General features: G+C 55.5%; 18 protein-coding genes. 3 read left to right on the top strand and 15 right to left on the bottom strand.

The window, feature by feature from the left end:
• Window positions 1-6: 6 nt before the first annotated feature.
• From sseB to trmJ, 11 genes are all read right to left on the bottom strand, one after another.
• Complete coding sequence (sseB, locus tag AAIR21_RS14990; RefSeq protein WP_014171176.1) at window positions 7-783, bottom strand: enhanced serine sensitivity protein SseB; 777 nt, start codon at window positions 781-783, stop codon at window positions 7-9.
• A 96-nt stretch (window positions 784-879) separates the two neighbouring features.
• Window positions 880-2,166, bottom strand: coding sequence for an aminopeptidase PepB (gene pepB, locus AAIR21_RS14985; protein WP_020883024.1), 1,287 nt, complete (start codon window positions 2,164-2,166; stop codon window positions 880-882).
• A 53-nt stretch (window positions 2,167-2,219) separates the two neighbouring features.
• On the bottom strand, window positions 2,220-2,420 hold the full coding sequence (iscX, locus tag AAIR21_RS14980) for a Fe-S cluster assembly protein IscX (protein WP_014171178.1): 201 nt from the start codon (window positions 2,418-2,420) through the stop codon (window positions 2,220-2,222).
• 1 nt (window position 2,421) lies between these two features.
• The gene (fdx, locus tag AAIR21_RS14975) at window positions 2,422-2,757 is read right to left on the bottom strand and encodes an ISC system 2Fe-2S type ferredoxin (protein ID WP_014171179.1); all 336 of its coding nucleotides are present in this window, start codon (window positions 2,755-2,757) and stop codon (window positions 2,422-2,424) included.
• Between the two features lies 1 nt (window position 2,758).
• Window positions 2,759-4,609 carry a Fe-S protein assembly chaperone HscA gene (gene hscA, locus AAIR21_RS14970; protein ID WP_020883023.1) on the bottom strand — a complete coding sequence of 617 codons (1,851 nt, stop codon included), beginning with the start codon at window positions 4,607-4,609 and terminating at the stop codon, window positions 2,759-2,761.
• 14 nt (window positions 4,610-4,623) lie between these two features.
• Window positions 4,624-5,139 carry a co-chaperone HscB gene (gene hscB, locus AAIR21_RS14965; protein WP_014171181.1) on the bottom strand — a complete coding sequence of 172 codons (516 nt, stop codon included), beginning with the start codon at window positions 5,137-5,139 and terminating at the stop codon, window positions 4,624-4,626.
• A 76-nt stretch (window positions 5,140-5,215) separates the two neighbouring features.
• The gene (gene iscA, locus AAIR21_RS14960; protein ID WP_003860659.1) at window positions 5,216-5,539 is read right to left on the bottom strand and encodes an iron-sulfur cluster assembly protein IscA; all 324 of its coding nucleotides are present in this window, start codon (window positions 5,537-5,539) and stop codon (window positions 5,216-5,218) included.
• A gap of 13 nt (window positions 5,540-5,552) precedes the next feature.
• A complete protein-coding gene (gene iscU / locus AAIR21_RS14955; protein ID WP_003860661.1) occupies window positions 5,553-5,939 on the bottom strand; it encodes a Fe-S cluster assembly scaffold IscU in 387 nt (128 codons plus the stop codon).
• 23 nt (window positions 5,940-5,962) lie between these two features.
• Window positions 5,963-7,177, bottom strand: coding sequence for a cysteine desulfurase (gene iscS, locus AAIR21_RS14950; protein WP_020883022.1), 1,215 nt, complete (start codon window positions 7,175-7,177; stop codon window positions 5,963-5,965).
• A gap of 119 nt (window positions 7,178-7,296) precedes the next feature.
• The gene (gene iscR / locus AAIR21_RS14945; protein WP_020883021.1) at window positions 7,297-7,788 is read right to left on the bottom strand and encodes a Fe-S cluster assembly transcriptional regulator IscR; all 492 of its coding nucleotides are present in this window, start codon (window positions 7,786-7,788) and stop codon (window positions 7,297-7,299) included.
• A 165-nt stretch (window positions 7,789-7,953) separates the two neighbouring features.
• Window positions 7,954-8,682, bottom strand: a complete 729-nt coding sequence (gene trmJ, locus AAIR21_RS14940) for a tRNA (cytosine(32)/uridine(32)-2'-O)-methyltransferase TrmJ (RefSeq protein ID WP_025203460.1) — start codon at window positions 8,680-8,682, stop codon at window positions 7,954-7,956.
• Between the two features lie 130 nt (window positions 8,683-8,812).
• Between trmJ and suhB the strand changes: the two genes are divergently transcribed.
• Window positions 8,813-9,616 carry an inositol-1-monophosphatase gene (suhB, locus tag AAIR21_RS14935; protein WP_020883019.1) on the top strand — a complete coding sequence of 268 codons (804 nt, stop codon included), beginning with the start codon at window positions 8,813-8,815 and terminating at the stop codon, window positions 9,614-9,616.
• 52 nt (window positions 9,617-9,668) lie between these two features.
• On the opposite strand, the gene AAIR21_RS14930 is transcribed toward suhB, so the two are convergent.
• On the bottom strand, window positions 9,669-10,649 hold the full coding sequence (locus tag AAIR21_RS14930) for a nickel/cobalt transporter (protein WP_185791060.1): 981 nt from the start codon (window positions 10,647-10,649) through the stop codon (window positions 9,669-9,671).
• Complete coding sequence (locus tag AAIR21_RS14925; RefSeq protein ID WP_020883017.1) at window positions 10,640-11,278, bottom strand: DUF1007 family protein; 639 nt, start codon at window positions 11,276-11,278, stop codon at window positions 10,640-10,642. The genes AAIR21_RS14930 and AAIR21_RS14925 overlap by 10 nt, the downstream gene beginning before the upstream one ends.
• 125 nt (window positions 11,279-11,403) lie before the next feature.
• Between AAIR21_RS14925 and csiE the strand changes: the two genes are divergently transcribed.
• Window positions 11,404-12,681, top strand: a complete 1,278-nt coding sequence (gene csiE, locus AAIR21_RS14920; protein WP_149376308.1) for a stationary phase inducible protein CsiE — start codon at window positions 11,404-11,406, stop codon at window positions 12,679-12,681.
• Here csiE and AAIR21_RS14915 read toward each other — a convergent pair whose 3' ends face one another.
• A complete protein-coding gene (locus AAIR21_RS14915; protein ID WP_183516104.1) occupies window positions 12,682-13,821 on the bottom strand; it encodes a 3-phenylpropionate MFS transporter in 1,140 nt (379 codons plus the stop codon). It abuts the gene before it with no gap.
• Between the two features lie 173 nt (window positions 13,822-13,994).
• On the opposite strand from AAIR21_RS14915, the gene AAIR21_RS14910 reads away from it, so the two are divergent.
• Window positions 13,995-14,417 (top strand): DoxX family protein, encoded by a 423-nt coding sequence (locus AAIR21_RS14910; protein ID WP_014171191.1) that lies wholly within the window; start codon window positions 13,995-13,997, stop codon window positions 14,415-14,417.
• A 52-nt stretch (window positions 14,418-14,469) separates the two neighbouring features.
• On the opposite strand, the gene glyA is transcribed toward AAIR21_RS14910, so the two are convergent.
• On the bottom strand, window positions 14,470-15,723 hold the full coding sequence (glyA, locus tag AAIR21_RS14905; RefSeq protein ID WP_020883014.1) for a serine hydroxymethyltransferase: 1,254 nt from the start codon (window positions 15,721-15,723) through the stop codon (window positions 14,470-14,472).
• Window positions 15,724-15,980: the final 257 nt, after the last annotated feature.

The raw sequence follows: 15,980 nt of genomic DNA, 5'->3' as shown, positions 1-15,980 counted from the left end.
GCGTAATCAGATAATGCGGGTGGTTTTGAGATCGCGCAGGAATCCGCCCCAGCGACGCTCGTAAAACGGCGTGATGTGCTCGGTAATAAAGTGGCTGATGCCCTTCTCATCCTTCTTCACCTGACAGATATCGATCGGCTCATCACCCGGCAGCGTATCGGTGGCAACACTGCCCGCAGCCTGAATAATCTCCTCGATATCGCCGTCTGCTTCAATGCCAATCAGCAGTACCGGCTGTTCATCCGTGCTCTCTTTAATAGAGCAGAGGAACGCGCGCCTCACGGGTTTGAGGGTTTTGAACAGCGTGGTCAGCGAATCAATCATCTGCGCAGGGGGTTCGGCTACTTCAGACAACAGCAGCGTTTCGCCCCCTTCCAGCACTTCCTGCGTACTGAGCGGGTTGCCCTCCTCGCCAATCAGATGGTTGATTTCACGCGGGGTGAACTCTTTCCCGGTTGGCAGTTTGGCGTTGAGGAACAAGGTCTGGCCCAGCGTCATTTCGAACAGAGTGCGCACCGGCATCACCACGAACGCCTGCTCGTCTTCAACGGCCTGCTGCAGCGCTTCCAGCGAGGTGAAGAACGGGATCACCGACGTGCCGTCGTCTTTCTCCCAGTGGAGCAGGTCCAGCGCGCTGTCTTCAACAACCTGTTCGCCTTCCGCTGCGGTACCCGGAACCCAGACGGTGGACTCCAGCAACGTGCGGAAAAATGCCGGACGGTGGGCAGGTTCGGTCGCCGCCTGTTCCAGCAGAGTTTCTAATTCGTTTTTCGTTTCAGACATAGTTTGGCTACTTCAACATAATGTCGGCTGGCGCAAGGCTAACAGGCCTACAAAACCGTAGGCCCGGACAAGCACAGCGCCGCCGGACAAAAACAATTACTCGGCAGTCAGCAGGTTCGCGATAGTACGCACGCCCAGTCCCGTTGCCCCTGCAGACCACTGCTCAACGGCCGCTTTACGGTAGGTTGCGGAGCAGTCGATGTGCAGCCAGCCTTCGTGATAGTTCTCAACGAAGTGAGACAGGAAGCCGGCCGCCGTGCTCGCACCCGCCGGATAGGCTGCGCTCGCGGTGTTGTTCAGTTCGGCGAAGTTAGACGGCAGCTGGCTGCGGTGGAATTCGGCCAGCGGCAGACGCCAGAACGGTTCGTTCTCCGCGGCCGCGCTTGCCAGCAGGCGAGCTGCCAGTTTGTCGTCAAAGCTGAACAGCGCATGGTAGTCGTTGCCCAGCGCGGTTTTCGCCGCACCGGTCAGGGTCGCCATGTCGATAATCAGCTCTGGCTTCTGCGCAGACGCGTCGATGAGACCATCGGCCAGCACCAGACGACCTTCCGCATCGGTGTTCATCACTTCCACGTTTTTACCGTTACGGTAGCGAATGATGTCGCCGAGCTTAAAGGCATTACCGCTCACCATGTTGTCCGCACAGCACAGGTAAAGCTTCACGCGCTTGTTCAGACCGCGCGTAATGGCAAACGCCAGCGCGCCGGTGATGGTTGCCGCACCGCCCATATCGGACTTCATGGAGTCCATGAACGCGCTCTGCTTCAGACTGTAACCGCCGGTATCGAACGTGATGCCTTTCCCGACCAGGCAGGCAAATACCGGTGCTGCTTTATCACCGGTTGGGTTGTAATCCAGCGCCAGCAATACCGGAGGACGCTCGGAACCGCGACCCACGGTGTGGATCCCCATATAGTTCTGCTCGCGCAGGTCTTCACCTTTGGTGATGCGGTAAGACATTTTGTCGCCGGCCACGCCGCACAGCAGGTCAACGGCGCGCTGCGCAAGTTGTTCAGGACCCAGCTCTTCTGCCGGGGCGTTAATGGTATCGCGCACCCAGTCGATAATGGTCAGACGGCTTTCCAGCTCTTTCTGACCCGCTTCGTCGAGCGTCGCCCACTCGATTTTACGGCTGCCTTTCGGTCCTTTGTAACCCGCCCAGAATGCCCAGCTGCGGTCGATATCCCAGCCTTCGCCGTCCAGGGTGACATGTTTAATGCCCAGACCATCAATTTTGCGCGCCGCGCGCTGGATCAGACCCAAATCATCGTTGCCAGTCAGGTGCAGGGTAATACCGTCGTTGTTGATACTGTAGGTGGCTTTCTCGCCCCAGCGCGCGTCAGCAGGCTGATTCGAGATCGTAATCTTCATCGCTTCGGTCATTTTATTTATCCTTATTAGCAAACGGGCCGCCTGAAGGCAGCCCGTAAGGTGATTTATTCTGCTTCATCTAACCAGACTAACAGAATCGCCTCCAGAATTTTTTCATTGGATGCGTTTGGATCGTCGTCAAAATCGTCTAAATCGCAGATCCACTGATGCATATCGGTGAAGCGTACGGTTTTAGGATCGAGATCCGGGTTAGCGTCGTAGAGCGCTTCGCCGATTTCACGGCTGTCAGTCCACTTCAGTCCCATATCAGTGCTCGCGTGCGTGGTTAATGGTGTAGCGTGGGAATTCCACGACCAGATCTTCATCGGTCACCAGAGCCTGGCAGCTCAAACGGCTGTCTGGCTCCAGACCCCATGCTTTATCCAGCATGTCGTCTTCATCTTCGGTGCTCTCGGCCAGAGAGTCAAAACCTTCACGCACGATGCAGTGGCAGGTTGTGCAGGCACAGGATTTTTCACAGGCGTGTTCCACTTCGATACCGTTACGCAGGGCAACATCGAGAATGGTCTCACCGGTCTTCGCTTCCAGAACAGCACCATCCGGACAGAGGTCCGCATGAGGCAAAATAACAATCTTTGGCATATTAAACCTCGTCCACGGACTGGCCTTTCAGCGCGACGCGGACAGATTTGTCCATGCGGCGAGCAGCAAAGTCCTGGGTTTGTTTATCAACGTTTTTAATGGCTTCTTCTATTGCATCAGCATCATTGCCTTCGGCCACTGCACTTAAGCGCGCGGCAGCCTCGTCAATCACCTGACGCTCAGCGGCGCTTAACAGCGCGGCGTCGGCAGCGAGCGCACCGTTCAGACTTTCCAGCACGCGTGCGGCTTCAACTTTCTGTTCTGCCAGCATACGCGCCTTCACATCCTGTTCGGCGTAGCTCATTGAATCCTGAATCATGGAGGCGATCTCACCATCGGTCAGGCCGTAGGACGGCTTCACCTGGATAGACGACTCAACGCCGGTGGATTTCTCCATCGCCGTGACGCTCAGCAGGCCGTCCGCATCCACCTGGAAGGTAACGCGAATATGCGCACCGCCCGCAGGCAGCGCAGGAATACCGCGCAGCGCAAAGCGCGCCAGTGAACGACAGTCCTGCACCAGCTCGCGCTCGCCCTGCATCACATGGATGGACATCGCGGTCTGGCCGTCTTTGAAGGTGGTGAATTCCTGTGCACGCGCCACCGGAATGGTGGTGTTACGCGGAATGACTTTCTCCACCAGTCCCCCCATGGTTTCTAAACCCAGGGAGAGCGGAATAACATCCAGCAGCAACATCTCGCTGTCCGGCTTGTTGCCGACCAGAATATCCGCCTGGATAGCCGCGCCCACGGCAACCACTTTATCCGGGTCGATGGACGTCAGCGGCGTGCGGCCAAAGAATTCACCCACCCGTTCACGCACCAGCGGTACGCGCGTGGAGCCGCCAACCATGACCACTTCCAGCACCTCGTCAGCCTCAACGCCCGCATCTTTCAGTGCGCGACGGCAGGCCAGCAGAGTGCGTTTCACCAAAGGCGCGATCAGGTCGTTAAACTGTTCCCGGGTGATTTCCCCCTGCCAGCCCGCCACGTTGACGGTGACAGACTGCGCATCGCTCAGCGCGATTTTCGCGTCGATGGCCACGTCCAGCAGTTCACGCTGCACGCGTGCATCGCTGCGATCGGGAATACCCGCCTGTTCACGAATGAAATCGGCCAGCAGATGGTCGAAGTCATCGCCACCCAGCGCAGAATCACCGCCGGTAGCCAGCACTTCAAACACCCCACGGCTTAAGCGCAGGATAGAAATATCAAAGGTCCCGCCACCCAGATCGTAAACCGCAATCACCCCTTCCTGACCGGAGTCCAGGCCGTAGGCTATGGCGGCCGCCGTCGGTTCGTTCAGCAGGCGCAGAACGTGCAGTCCCGCCAGACGCGCCGCGTCTTTGGTGCCCTGACGCTGTGCATCATCAAAGTAGGCCGGAACGGTAATGACCACGCCATCGAGATCGCCGCCGAGCGTTGCCGTAGCACGCGCCGCCAGCGCTTTGAGGATATCAGCAGAAACGCGGATCGGGTTCAGCAGCCCCGCTGCCGTGGCAATCATTGGCAGGCCGTTTTCACTGGCCTGCAGCTGATACGGCAGATGCGGATAACGGGTCTGAATATCGGCGAGGGAGCGGCCCATCATGCGTTTTACGGAACTGATGGTGTTTGCCGGATCGCGCGCGGCGTTCGCGCGTGCGTCGTAGCCAACCGCGTGGCCCTGCTGTTGGTAGTGGACCACGGAAGGCAGCAGATGACGGCCCTGCTCGTCAGCCAGCGTTTCCGCCTGGCCGCTTCGCACGGTCGCCACGAGAGAATTGGTGGTGCCCAGATCAATACCTACCGCCAGACGACGCTGGTGCGGTGCGGCACTTAAGCCAGGCTCACTAATTTGTAATAAGGCCATAATTGCTTCCGAAATTAAAAATCGAGCAGCTTTTCTTCGAGTTGTTCAGCACTGCTTCGCAGTTTATCGAGAAAACGGAGTTTGCGCACAGTGTCTGCCGCCACATCCCAGGTCTCGTTGTTCAGTTGCTCCACCATCAGTTGATGGCGGGTATCGAACATGCCTTTTACGCGCTTGATGAAGCTTTCCAGACGCGCTTCATCTTTGGCCTGTTCAATCTCATCCAGCTCTTCACGCAGTTCCAGCTGTTCCATCAAAAACGCCGTATCACGCACGGTGTGCTGTTCACTCGCCAGATCAAAGCCATGAAGCGAGAGCAGATACTCAGCGCGAGACAATGGGTGGCGCAGCGTCTGCCAGGCCTGATTGATGGTCGCAGATTGCGATACCGCAGCCAATTGCTCTGACTGAGTACCACTGGCGAATTTATCCGGATGATACTGACGCTGCAGATCCTGGAAGCGGATCGTCAGCGCCTGCAGATCAATCGGGTATTGAGCGGGTAGTCCGAAGAGAGTGAAGTAATCCATAACAATCTCAGGGGTAGCCTGTTAGAACAAACCCCACGCACAGGAGTCCTGCGGTGGGGTTTCGGATGACGCGCGGTTAAACGTGGAAGCTTTCGCCGCAACCACACTCGTCTTTGACGTTCGGGTTCGTGAATTTGAACCCTTCGTTCAGGCCTTCTTTTACAAAGTCCAGCTGAGTGCCATTGAGGAATTGCAGGCTTTTGCCATCGACCACCACCTTCACGCCCTTGTCTTCAAATACGGTGTCATCAGACGCCGGTTCGTCAACAAACTCCAGTACGTAAGCCATACCAGAACAGCCGGAGGTACGTACGCCCAGTCGCAGGCCAAAGCCTTTACCACGGTTCGCCAGAAAAGAGCTTACTCGCGCGGCAGCGCTGTCGCTAAGGGTAATCGACATACTCAAACCTCAATTATTTTGCTTCACGTTTGCTTTTGTAATCCGCAATGGCGGCTTTGATCGCGTCTTCTGCCAGGATAGAACAGTGAATTTTCACGGGTGGCAGTTCGAGTTCTTCAGCAATATCCGTGTTCTTGATTGCCTGTGCTTCGTCCAGGGACTTGCCCTTCACCCATTCGGTGACCAGGGAGCTGGAGGCGATAGCAGAACCGCAGCCGTAGGTCTTGAAGCGCGCGTCTTCAATGATACCTTCATTGTTGACTTTAATCTGCAGCTTCATCACGTCGCCACACGCTGGCGCACCGACCATACCGCTACCTACGCTTTCGTCGCTGTTGTCAAAAGAGCCAACGTTGCGCGGGTTCTCGTAATGATCAATAACTTTTTCGCTGTATGCCATGTTGAATTCTCCTTATGTACCGATTAGTGATGTGACCATTCAATGCTGTTCAGATCCACGCCCTGCTTGAACATTTCCCACAGTGGAGAAAGGTCACGCAGACGACCGATGGAGTTGCGAACCAGCTTGATGGTGTAGTCAATCTCTTCTTCGGTAGTGAAACGACCTAAAGAGAAACGGATAGAGCTGTGTGCCAGCTCGTCAGTCATGCCCAGTGCGCGCAGCACATAGGATGGCTCCAGGCTTGCAGACGTACAGGCAGAACCGGAAGAAACCGCCAGGTCTTTCAGCGCCATAATCAGCGATTCACCTTCAACATAGTTGAAGCTGACGTTGAGAATGTTTGGTGCGCCCTGTTCGAGATCGCCGTTCAGATACACTTCTTCCATATCTTTCACGCCATCCCACAGACGGTTACGCAGCGTGCGCAGGCGCGCCATCTCGGTTTCCATCTCTTCTTTCGCAATACGGTAAGCTTCGCCCATACCCACGATCTGGTGAACAGGCAGCGTACCGGAACGCATACCGCGCTCGTGACCGCCACCGTGCATCTGTGCTTCGATGCGGATACGCGGTTTACGACGAACGTACAGTGCACCAATACCTTTCGGGCCATAGATTTTGTGGCCGGAGAAGGACATCAGGTCCACTTTCAGCTGGCTCAGATCGATAGGCAGTTTGCCCACGCTCTGGGTGGCGTCTACGTGGTAGATGATGCCGCGCGCACGGCACATTTCGCCGATGGTCGCGATATCTTGCACAACGCCAATTTCGTTGTTTACGTGCATGATGGAGACCAGAATGGTGTCATCGCGCATGGCCGCTTCGAGCTCTTTCAGGTCGATGATACCGTTGCTCTGTGGTGCCAGGTAAGTCACGTCGAAACCTTCACGCTCGAGCTGACGGCAGGTGTCCAGCACGGCTTTGTGTTCAGTTTTGCTGGTGATGATGTGCTTGCCTTTTTTCTGATAAAAGTTGGCCGCACCTTTGATCGCCAGGTTATCGGATTCGGTCGCACCGGAGGTGAATACAATCTCACGCGGGTCGGCACCCACCAGGTCAGCAATCTGATTACGGGCGATATCTACCGCCTCTTCAGCATGCCAGCCAAAACGGTGTGAACGGGAAGCTGGGTTACCAAAGTTTCCGTCCAGGGTCAGACACTGCATCATTTTCTCGGCAACACGCGGGTCCACCGGCGTGGTTGCGGAGTAGTCGAGATAAATCGGTAATTTCATTGCTCTATAAACTCCGTACATCGCTTCAATGCAAGGAATCAGGCAACCGGCTGGATGTACGACCGAGTACACGGAGCGAGCGAACGCTCCGGCCTGATTCTGAAATACTTATCTTTTTATTACGCGCGTAATTTGACGTCGATCGCGTCCTGCCCGCGGGTGCTGCGTTGGGAGTCCTGGCTGTGCTGACGGCCAGAGACATCCAGAACTTCCTGGTTATTTACCAGTTCACCTAAGGTGATGTTGTTCAGGAAGCCGGTCAGACGATCGCTCAGGTCGCGCCACAGCGCGTGGGTCAGGCACTTATCGCCGCCCTGGCAGCCGCCTTTACCCTGGCAACGGGTCGCATCAACGGATTCGTCAACGGCACTGATCACTTCGCCAACTGCAATACTGCCCGCGTCTTTACCCAGCAGATAACCGCCGCCTGGGCCACGAACGCTGGAAACCAGTCCATTTTTACGCAGTCTGGAGAACAGCTGCTCCAGATAGGAGAGGGAGATCCCTTGTCGTTCAGAAATATCAGCCAACGGAACCGGGCCCGCTTCGGAGTTGAGCGCAACGTCCAGCATCGCGGTCACGGCATAACGCCCTTTAGATGTCAGTCTCATGTCTTACTTAACCTCAAACTCGCCCCTGCCCGGGGTTTTTTATAGTAAAATGGGGGTATTGCATAGCAGGGCCAAGTCTGACATTCCTGACTAAAATGGTCAACTATTTACTTGACTGTTTTAGTCAGGTATTTAACCTTCCGTGCCGTATCACCAGGATGGGCACTACTCTTTATTCTTTTGCTCAATCGACGCCAGAATCCCGCGCAGAATGTTCAGTTCCTGGCTTTCCGGACGTGCACGGGTAAACAGGCGGCGCAGCTTGTTCATTACCTGCCCCGGGTGACCTTCACGGATGAAACCGGTAGAGAGCAGGGTCTGCTCCAGGTGACCATAGAAGCGCTCCAGATCGTCCACCAGCGGGTAGACGGCCTCTTCCTGCGACTCTGCCGTTGCTTTTTCCTGCGTCGCCAGCCACGCCATACGCACTTCATAGGCAATCACCTGAACGGCCATTGCCAGGTTCAGGGAGCTGTATTCCGGGTTAGCAGCAATGGCCACGTGGTAATGGCACTTCTGCAGTTCATCGTTGGTCAGGCCCACGCGTTCACGGCCAAACACCAGCGCTACAGGAGCCTGTTCGGCTTCAGAGACGCTTTTCAGACCGCATTCACGCGGATCCAGCATCGGCCACGGCAGTGTACGGGAGCGGGCGCTGGTCCCGACCACCAGACTGCACCCTGCCAGGGCTTCGTCCAGGGTATCCACGATCTGCGCGTTACCAATGACATCGCTGGCGCCCGCAGCCAGAGCGATAGCCTGTGAGTCGGGTTTCACCAGTGGGTTAACCAGCCACAGGTTCGTTAAGCCCATGGTTTTCATAGCGCGGGCTACGGAGCCCATATTGCCAGTGTGCGATGTTTCGACCAGCACGATTCGAATGTTTTGCAGCATAGTTTTAATGTCTGGATTCTGTGTCTGAAGAATATTCGGCCATATTATCATAAACGAGAGACATATTCCGATCTCGCTGCTATACTCTGCGCCGATTTTCCCGTTCTTTAACATCCAGTGAGAGAGACCGATGCATCCGATGCTGACCATCGCCGTGCGCGCAGCGCGCAAGGCGGGTAATGTAATTGCCAAACACTACGAAACGCCAGATTCTGTTGAAACCAGCCAGAAAGGCAGCAATGATTTCGTAACCAACGTCGATAAAGCCGCTGAAGCGATTATTATCGATACCATCCGCAAATCTTACCCGCAGCACACCATCATCACCGAAGAAAGCGGTGAACTTGAAGGTACCGATCAGGATGTTCAATGGGTTATCGATCCACTGGATGGCACCACCAACTTCGTCAAACGTCTGCCACACTTCTCCGTGTCTATCGCAGTACGCATTAAAGGCCGTACAGAAGTCGCCGTGGTTTACGATCCAATGCGTAACGAACTGTTCACCGCGACCCGCGGTCAGGGCGCACAGCTGAACGGCTACCGTCTGCGCTGCAGCAATGCACGCGACCTCGACGGTACCATTCTGGCAACTGGCTTCCCGTTCAAGGCGAAGCAGCACGCAACCACTTACATGAATATCCTGGGCAAACTGTTCACCGAATGCGCGGACTTCCGTCGCACCGGTTCTGCCGCGCTGGACCTGGCCTATGTGGCTACCGGTCGCGTTGACGGTTACTTTGAGTTGTCACTGAAGCCATGGGATTTTGCAGCGGGCGAGCTGATCGCGCGTGAATCAGGCGCCATCGTTTGCGATTTCACCGGCGGCCACAACCATCTGACGACTGGCAACATCGTTGCAGGTAACCCACGTGTTGTTAAAGCCATGCTGGCAAACATGCGTGATGAGCTGAGCGACGCGCTGAAGCGTTAATCCAGCCTGCGGTGCCCTCTCCCGCCGGGAAAGGGCACCATGCTGTACCTGACTAAAACGGCCTTAATCCCCTTCCCACCGGCACCGCGCTCATCCACATCGTTACCGCAGCCACCAGCAGAATCATCCCGCCCGCCAGCGCGAGCGTTGTCCATCCGACCTGCCGCCACAGCACCGGCGTTTTATTGCCGCTGAGTTTGACCGCCAGTTGACGGAAACTGTGCACCAGCAGTGCCAGTGACGAAATCGTGAGTGACGTCCCGGCCGCCATGGCCAATGCCGAGAGCATTCCCCAGCCAAATACACCCATCACCTTACTGAACAGCAGCACCATGATTGCCCCTGAACACGGACGCATGCCCATTGAGAGCACAACCATCAGCCGCGCTCGCCAGTCATCACCGTTCTGTAGCTGCGCCTGCGTCGGCAGATGCTGATGCCCACAGCCGCAGTTCGCAGTGTGTTCATGGTGCGGCGTAAAAGCCCTGAACTGGGGTTTGTGCAGTAAAGCCCGCAGTTTTTTCAGTGCCCGCCAGCACAGGAGCAAGCCCAGCACACCGACCAGCGCGTAACTGCCCTTCTCCAGCCAGAAACTGCTGATATGCAGCTGACGAGCAGGAAGGCGTAATAACGACAGGACGATCACCACCAGCGCAATCGCCACGCCGCCCTGAAGCAGCGAAGATGCGAGGGTCAACCCGATGCTTGATTTGAGCCTGGACGGATGGGTCGCAAGCCAGGTCGCGATCACGATTTTGCCGTGTCCCGGCCCCAGCGCATGCAGGACACCGTAGAGAAAGCTGAAGGCCAGAAGAGAACCGCCTGCCTTCGTCGGGTTCTCCGCCACCGCCTTCAGTAAGCCACTCATCTGCTGGTTGACCTCGCGCTGCCAGACAATGCTTTTCATCATCACCTGCGGCCAGGCGTGCCATAGCCACAACGCGCCGCACACGGCCAGCAGCAAAAAGAGCGCCAGCGGCCAGAGATGAAGCCAGCGGCGTGATTTTCGTGCCGGAGACGCGATCACTGACATTGCAACGTCACCTGCTGTGCGAACTGTTTACCCAGCTCCATGTCTTCGGGTGGTGCATCTTCTTTATCGAGAGAGACCGCAAAATTGAGCGTCTCTTCGCTCGGTTTTGGCGTGTGCATTGCCATCGTGCAGGTTTTTTGCAGGGCTGCCGGTAGCGTCACATCACTCTCCTCTGCGTAATGCATATCGACATAGTAAGTGGGATCAAAGGTGGAAAACGTATAGGTCTGCCCAGCCAGCGGCTGCGGATGCGCCAGCGGCAGGACAAACGTCAGTACCGCCTGATGTCCGTCGCGGGTCATGCCATATTCCGTCGGCCGATTCATAAATTTCACTTTTTGTCCGTTGTGCCAGAACTCGGTGAAATAGTGCTGACCAAGCACGTTGGCCATCACTTCCGCCGCCAGCTTTTTCCAGATTTCATCCCCGGGTTTTGCATTCCCGGCATCGTACAGCAGGTCAGCCGAGGTGATTTCATCCATCGTCCAGCGCATTTTCAAGCCACTGAGTTGCGTTCCGTCCGTTACCAGCTCGGTTTTCAGGCTGATAAAACTGTGAGGATGCGCGACGACAGCAAAGGGGATCACCGTCAAAAATAACGCCATTGCGCTTTGTTTAACTGTTTGCATCAATTCCTCACGTCATAAATTCTGTGATGTTCGCCAGCAATCCTGAGTGAAAGGCCTGCCGGCGCGCTTTTCAGCGCCCATCCTTTAGCTATTCTTATCAAACATTCCCACTGGATACCCGACAGATGATGACGACGCTTGAAATTCCATCTGTGCTTTCCAGTTCGCAGCGCCGCTGCCAGGTGCTTTTAATGCTTTACCTGCCCGATGCTGCCGTTACCGCACAGAGCATTATCGCTGCCAATGGCGTGGACGACGCTATGGCACGGCAAGATATAGCCGAGACGCGCGATGAAATCCAGCGCTATCACCGGCTCGACATCGTCACGTACCATGACGGCAGCTACCGGATTGAAGGCTCAGCCCTGAATCAACGTTTATGCCTGCTGCACTGGCTGCGCAGGGCTATGCGGCTGTGTCCGCAATTCGTTTCGCATCAGTTTACCCCCGCGCTGAAAATCGCGCTTAAACAGCAGGGCATTGCCCGTCCTCTCTATGACGATACCAACCTGCGGGCGTTGATCAGCTTCTGCTCGCGTAAGCTTCAGCGGCCGTTTGATTGCCGGGACGTACAGTTTTTACAGCTCTATCTGCAGTATTGCCTGATGCAGCATCATCTGGGGAATACCCCGCAGTTTTCATCGGTACAGCGTAACTGGACGCAATCAAGAGGGGAATATTTCACCGCTCAGGAGATTGTTCGTCACTGGAAACGCCGTGTGCCACAAGGGACCCACAGCGATGAACAACTGTTTCTTGCACTGCTGTTTATGATGCTGCGCACCCCTGACCCTGTGCTTGATAAGCATCAGCAGGATCAGCGTCTGCGTCGGGCGATTGTGCGCATGGTCGCCCGTTTTCGGGCGCAAACCGGGATGAACTTCAGCGATGAACAGGGGCTGACCGACCAGCTTTATATTCATCTGGCCCAGGCGCTGGACCGTTCGCTGTTTGAGATAGGCATCGACAATAGCCTGCCGGAAGAGATCCATCGTCTCTACCCCCGCCTGTTACGCACCACCAAAGAGGCGTTGTTTGAGCTGGAAGCGGAATTCGGGCTACGTTTTTCTGATGAAGAGATGAGCCTGGTGGCGGTCATTTTCGGCGCCTGGCTGATGCAGGAGACCGATCTGCATGAGAAGCAGGTGGTGTTATTGACGGGAGAGGATAAATCCTGTGAGGACGTGATAGAGCAGCAACTGCGCGAATTGACGTTGCTGCCGCTCAACATTCGATATCAGACGCTGCAGGCCTATCAGAAAGAGGGGGCACCGCGCGAAGCGGCGCTGGTCATCACCCCTTATCCGACCGCCCTGCCCCTGTTCTCACCACCGCTGATCCACGCCGTTGAGACGCTGAACACGCAGCAGCAAGAACATATTCGCGCCATGCTGGAATCGTAGCTACGCGCGCGCGGCGACTTTAGGGCGAACGAACATCGCCGGTAGGGCGACAAGCGCCATGACCCAGAAGACCCCGTGTCCCAGATGCTGGTAAAGGAAGCCCGCAAAGACCGTCATCACCGCAATGCTGCCGCCCATCGCCACCGCCGAATAAACCGACTGCAACCGAATGACATCCCCGCCTTCACGCGCGGCGATATAGCGCATGGCCGCCAGATGACATACCGTGAAGGTACCGCAGTGCAGAATTTGCGCCACGATCAGCCACGGCAGCTCCGTCGTCCAGCCCATAATGCCCCACCGTACGACACCACAGACAGCAGAAAGCAGGAGCAGATCGCGCGCGCCGAAGCGCCGGAACAGCTTTTTGCTCAGCGCGAAGATAATCACCTCAGCGACCACACCGAGCGACCACAGGTAACCCACTGCAGATGCGGAGTACCCTGCCCCCTGCCAGTAGATGGCGCTGAAACCATAGTACGCCGCGTGCGCGCCCTGCAGCAGACAGACGCAGGCCAGGAAACGCCAGCTTTGTGCCACCAGGCTTCGCCAGGCCGGCCAGCCGGCGCTTTCATGATGACGGCCCTCACCTTGCGGCATTACCGATGGACGCAACAGCATCCCCAGCAGCATGGAGGCAATGCCGATACTCAGCAGCGCAAGGATCGCACGGTAATCGTAAAGGCTAACCAGTTTACCCACCACTGCAGAGCCGATGACAAAGGCAATTGAGCCCCACAGCCGCACGCGGCCATAATCCATCGTTATCTGTTTTTGCCAGGTGTTTGCCAGGGCATCCGTCAGCGGAACCAGCGGCGAGAAAAAGAGGTTAAAACCGACCATCACCACCATCAGCCATGCAAACTGGTGGCTCACCCAGAAACAGGCGACAAAGACCAGCGTCAACAGCGCCAGAATGCGTACCGCCTTAATCAGCAAGGAGGGATCGCTGACGCGCGGTGCGATCAGCAGGCTTCCCAGGAAACGTGCCACCAGACCAGCGCCAAGCAGGATACCTATGGTCTCGGGCGTCAGGCCGATCCCCTTGAGCCAGACGCTCCAGAAAGGCAGAAAAATACCGTAGCTAAAGAAATAGGTGAAATAACTGAGCGCCAGCCAGCGCGTGGAATGCAAGACCATGAATCCCTCCCGAAATGGAGGCCATAGTCTGGCGAGAATACAAAAATTAAGCAAGTAGATAGCCTGCTATAAATTAACGAAAATTTAACATATTGTGCAGTCATCTGACTTATGGCAGGGAATGAAAATGTGTATTACGTTTAAATTACTCCACTTGCAGAGGTATTTCTGCCATGAACTCACTTCGCTATTTAGATTTCGGCCAGGCACGTCACCTGTTGCTGTTAATAGGTCGTATCGCGCTTGTCGTACTGTTTATTATCTTCGGCTATCCAAAACTGACGGGGTTTAGCGGGACCGTACAATATATGACGTCGCTGGGTACACCCATGCCCATGCTGGCGGCCATTATTGCGGTGGTAATGGAGGTGCCTGCCGCCATCCTGATCGTGCTGGGCTTTTTCACCCGCCCTGTTGCCGTACTCTTTGTATTTTACACGCTGGGTACCGCGATAATCGGCCACCACTACTGGGATATGACCGGTGATGCCGTCATGCCGAATATGATTAACTTCTACAAGAATATCAGTATTGCCGGAGCGTTTATTTTACTGGCGATAGTGGGACCGGGAGCCCTCTCCCTTGACCGGCGTTAACCCATAAAAAAGGCCGCAATCGCGGCCTTTTTTATTTCTGCAAACAGAAAGATTAAGCGTATACCGGGAAGCGTGCGCAGATTTCCAGAACTTTACCTTTAACGCGCTCGATAACCGCTTCGTCATTGATATTGTCCAGAACGTCACACATCCAGCCTGCCAGCTCTTTCACTTCCGCTTCTTTAAAGCCGCGGCGAGTAACAGCCGGAGAACCGATACGGATACCGGAGGTCACGAACGGGCTCTTCGGATCGTTTGGCACGCTGTTTTTGTTCACGGTGATGTTGGCACGGCCAAGGGCAGCGTCAGCTTCTTTACCGGTCAGGTTTTTATCAACCAGGTCCAGCAGGAACAGGTGGTTCTCAGTACCACCGGAAACCACTTTGTAACCGCGGTTCAGGAAGACTTCCACCATCGCTTTGGCGTTTTTAGCAACCTGCTGCTGGTAAACTTTAAACTCTGGCTCCATCGCTTCTTTCAGCGCCACCGCTTTCGCCGCGATAACGTGCATCAGTGGGCCGCCCTGCGCGCTTGGGAATACGGCAGAGTTCAGCTTTTTGTACAGCTCTTCGTCGCCACCTTTTGCCAGGATCAAGCCACCGCGTGGGCCCGCCAGGGTTTTGTGCGTGGTGGTGGTTACAACGTGAGCATGCGGAACCGGGTTCGGATAAACGCCTGCAGCAATCAGGCCGGCAACGTGCGCCATGTCAACGAACAGGTAAGCACCGATGCTGTCTGCGATTTCACGCATTTTTGCCCAGTCAACGATACCGGAGTAAGCAGAGAAACCGCCGATAATCATCTTCGGTTTGTGGGTCTGCGCCTGCTTCGCCATGTCTTCGTAGTCAATTTTACCGGACTCATCAATGCCGTAAGGAATGATATTGTACAGTTTGCCAGAGAAGTTAACCGGAGAGCCGTGAGTCAGGTGGCCGCCTTGCGCCAGGTTCATACCCAGAACGGTATCGCCCGGTTGCAGCAGCGCGGTGTAGACCGCGAAGTTAGCCTGAGAGCCAGAGTGCGGCTGTACGTTAGCGTAGTCGGCGCCAAACAGTTCTTTAGCGCGATCGATGGCCAGTTGCTCAACGATATCAACGTACTCGCAACCGCCGTAGTAGCGTTTGCCCGGGTAACCTTCAGCGTATTTGTTGGTCAGCTGAGAACCCTGCGCCTGCATTACGCGCGGGCTGGTGTAGTTTTCGGAGGCGATCAGTTCGATGTGCTCTTCCTGACGTACTTTTTCCTGCTCCATAGCCTGCCACAGTTCGGCATCATAATCGGCAATGTTCATTTCACGCTTTAACATCCGCATCTCCTGACTCAGCTAACAATAAAATTTTGGCCTGAAAAGGCAGTCCTGTTGGACGACGGGCAACAGTATAACTGATTAGTTCTGTGATAACAGGTCTTGACAAACGATTTTACGCAAACGTTTTCCTGCCCGCCACGCAAGGGTTTGAGGAATAAAGCCCTCATCATTTTCAACGGATTTCTTTTCAGGTTTGTGATGCATATTTTTCACGTTGCAAAGAACCATTTACAACGCAGGGGTATTTTTTATAA

The sequence above is a fragment of the Enterobacter sp. PTB genome, from assembly GCF_051130085.1.
In the GTDB taxonomy this organism is placed as follows: domain Bacteria; phylum Pseudomonadota; class Gammaproteobacteria; order Enterobacterales; family Enterobacteriaceae; genus Enterobacter; species Enterobacter ludwigii.
The sequence above is the reverse complement of the archived record's forward strand: the minus strand, read 5'-3'. Positions and strand labels throughout refer to the sequence as shown.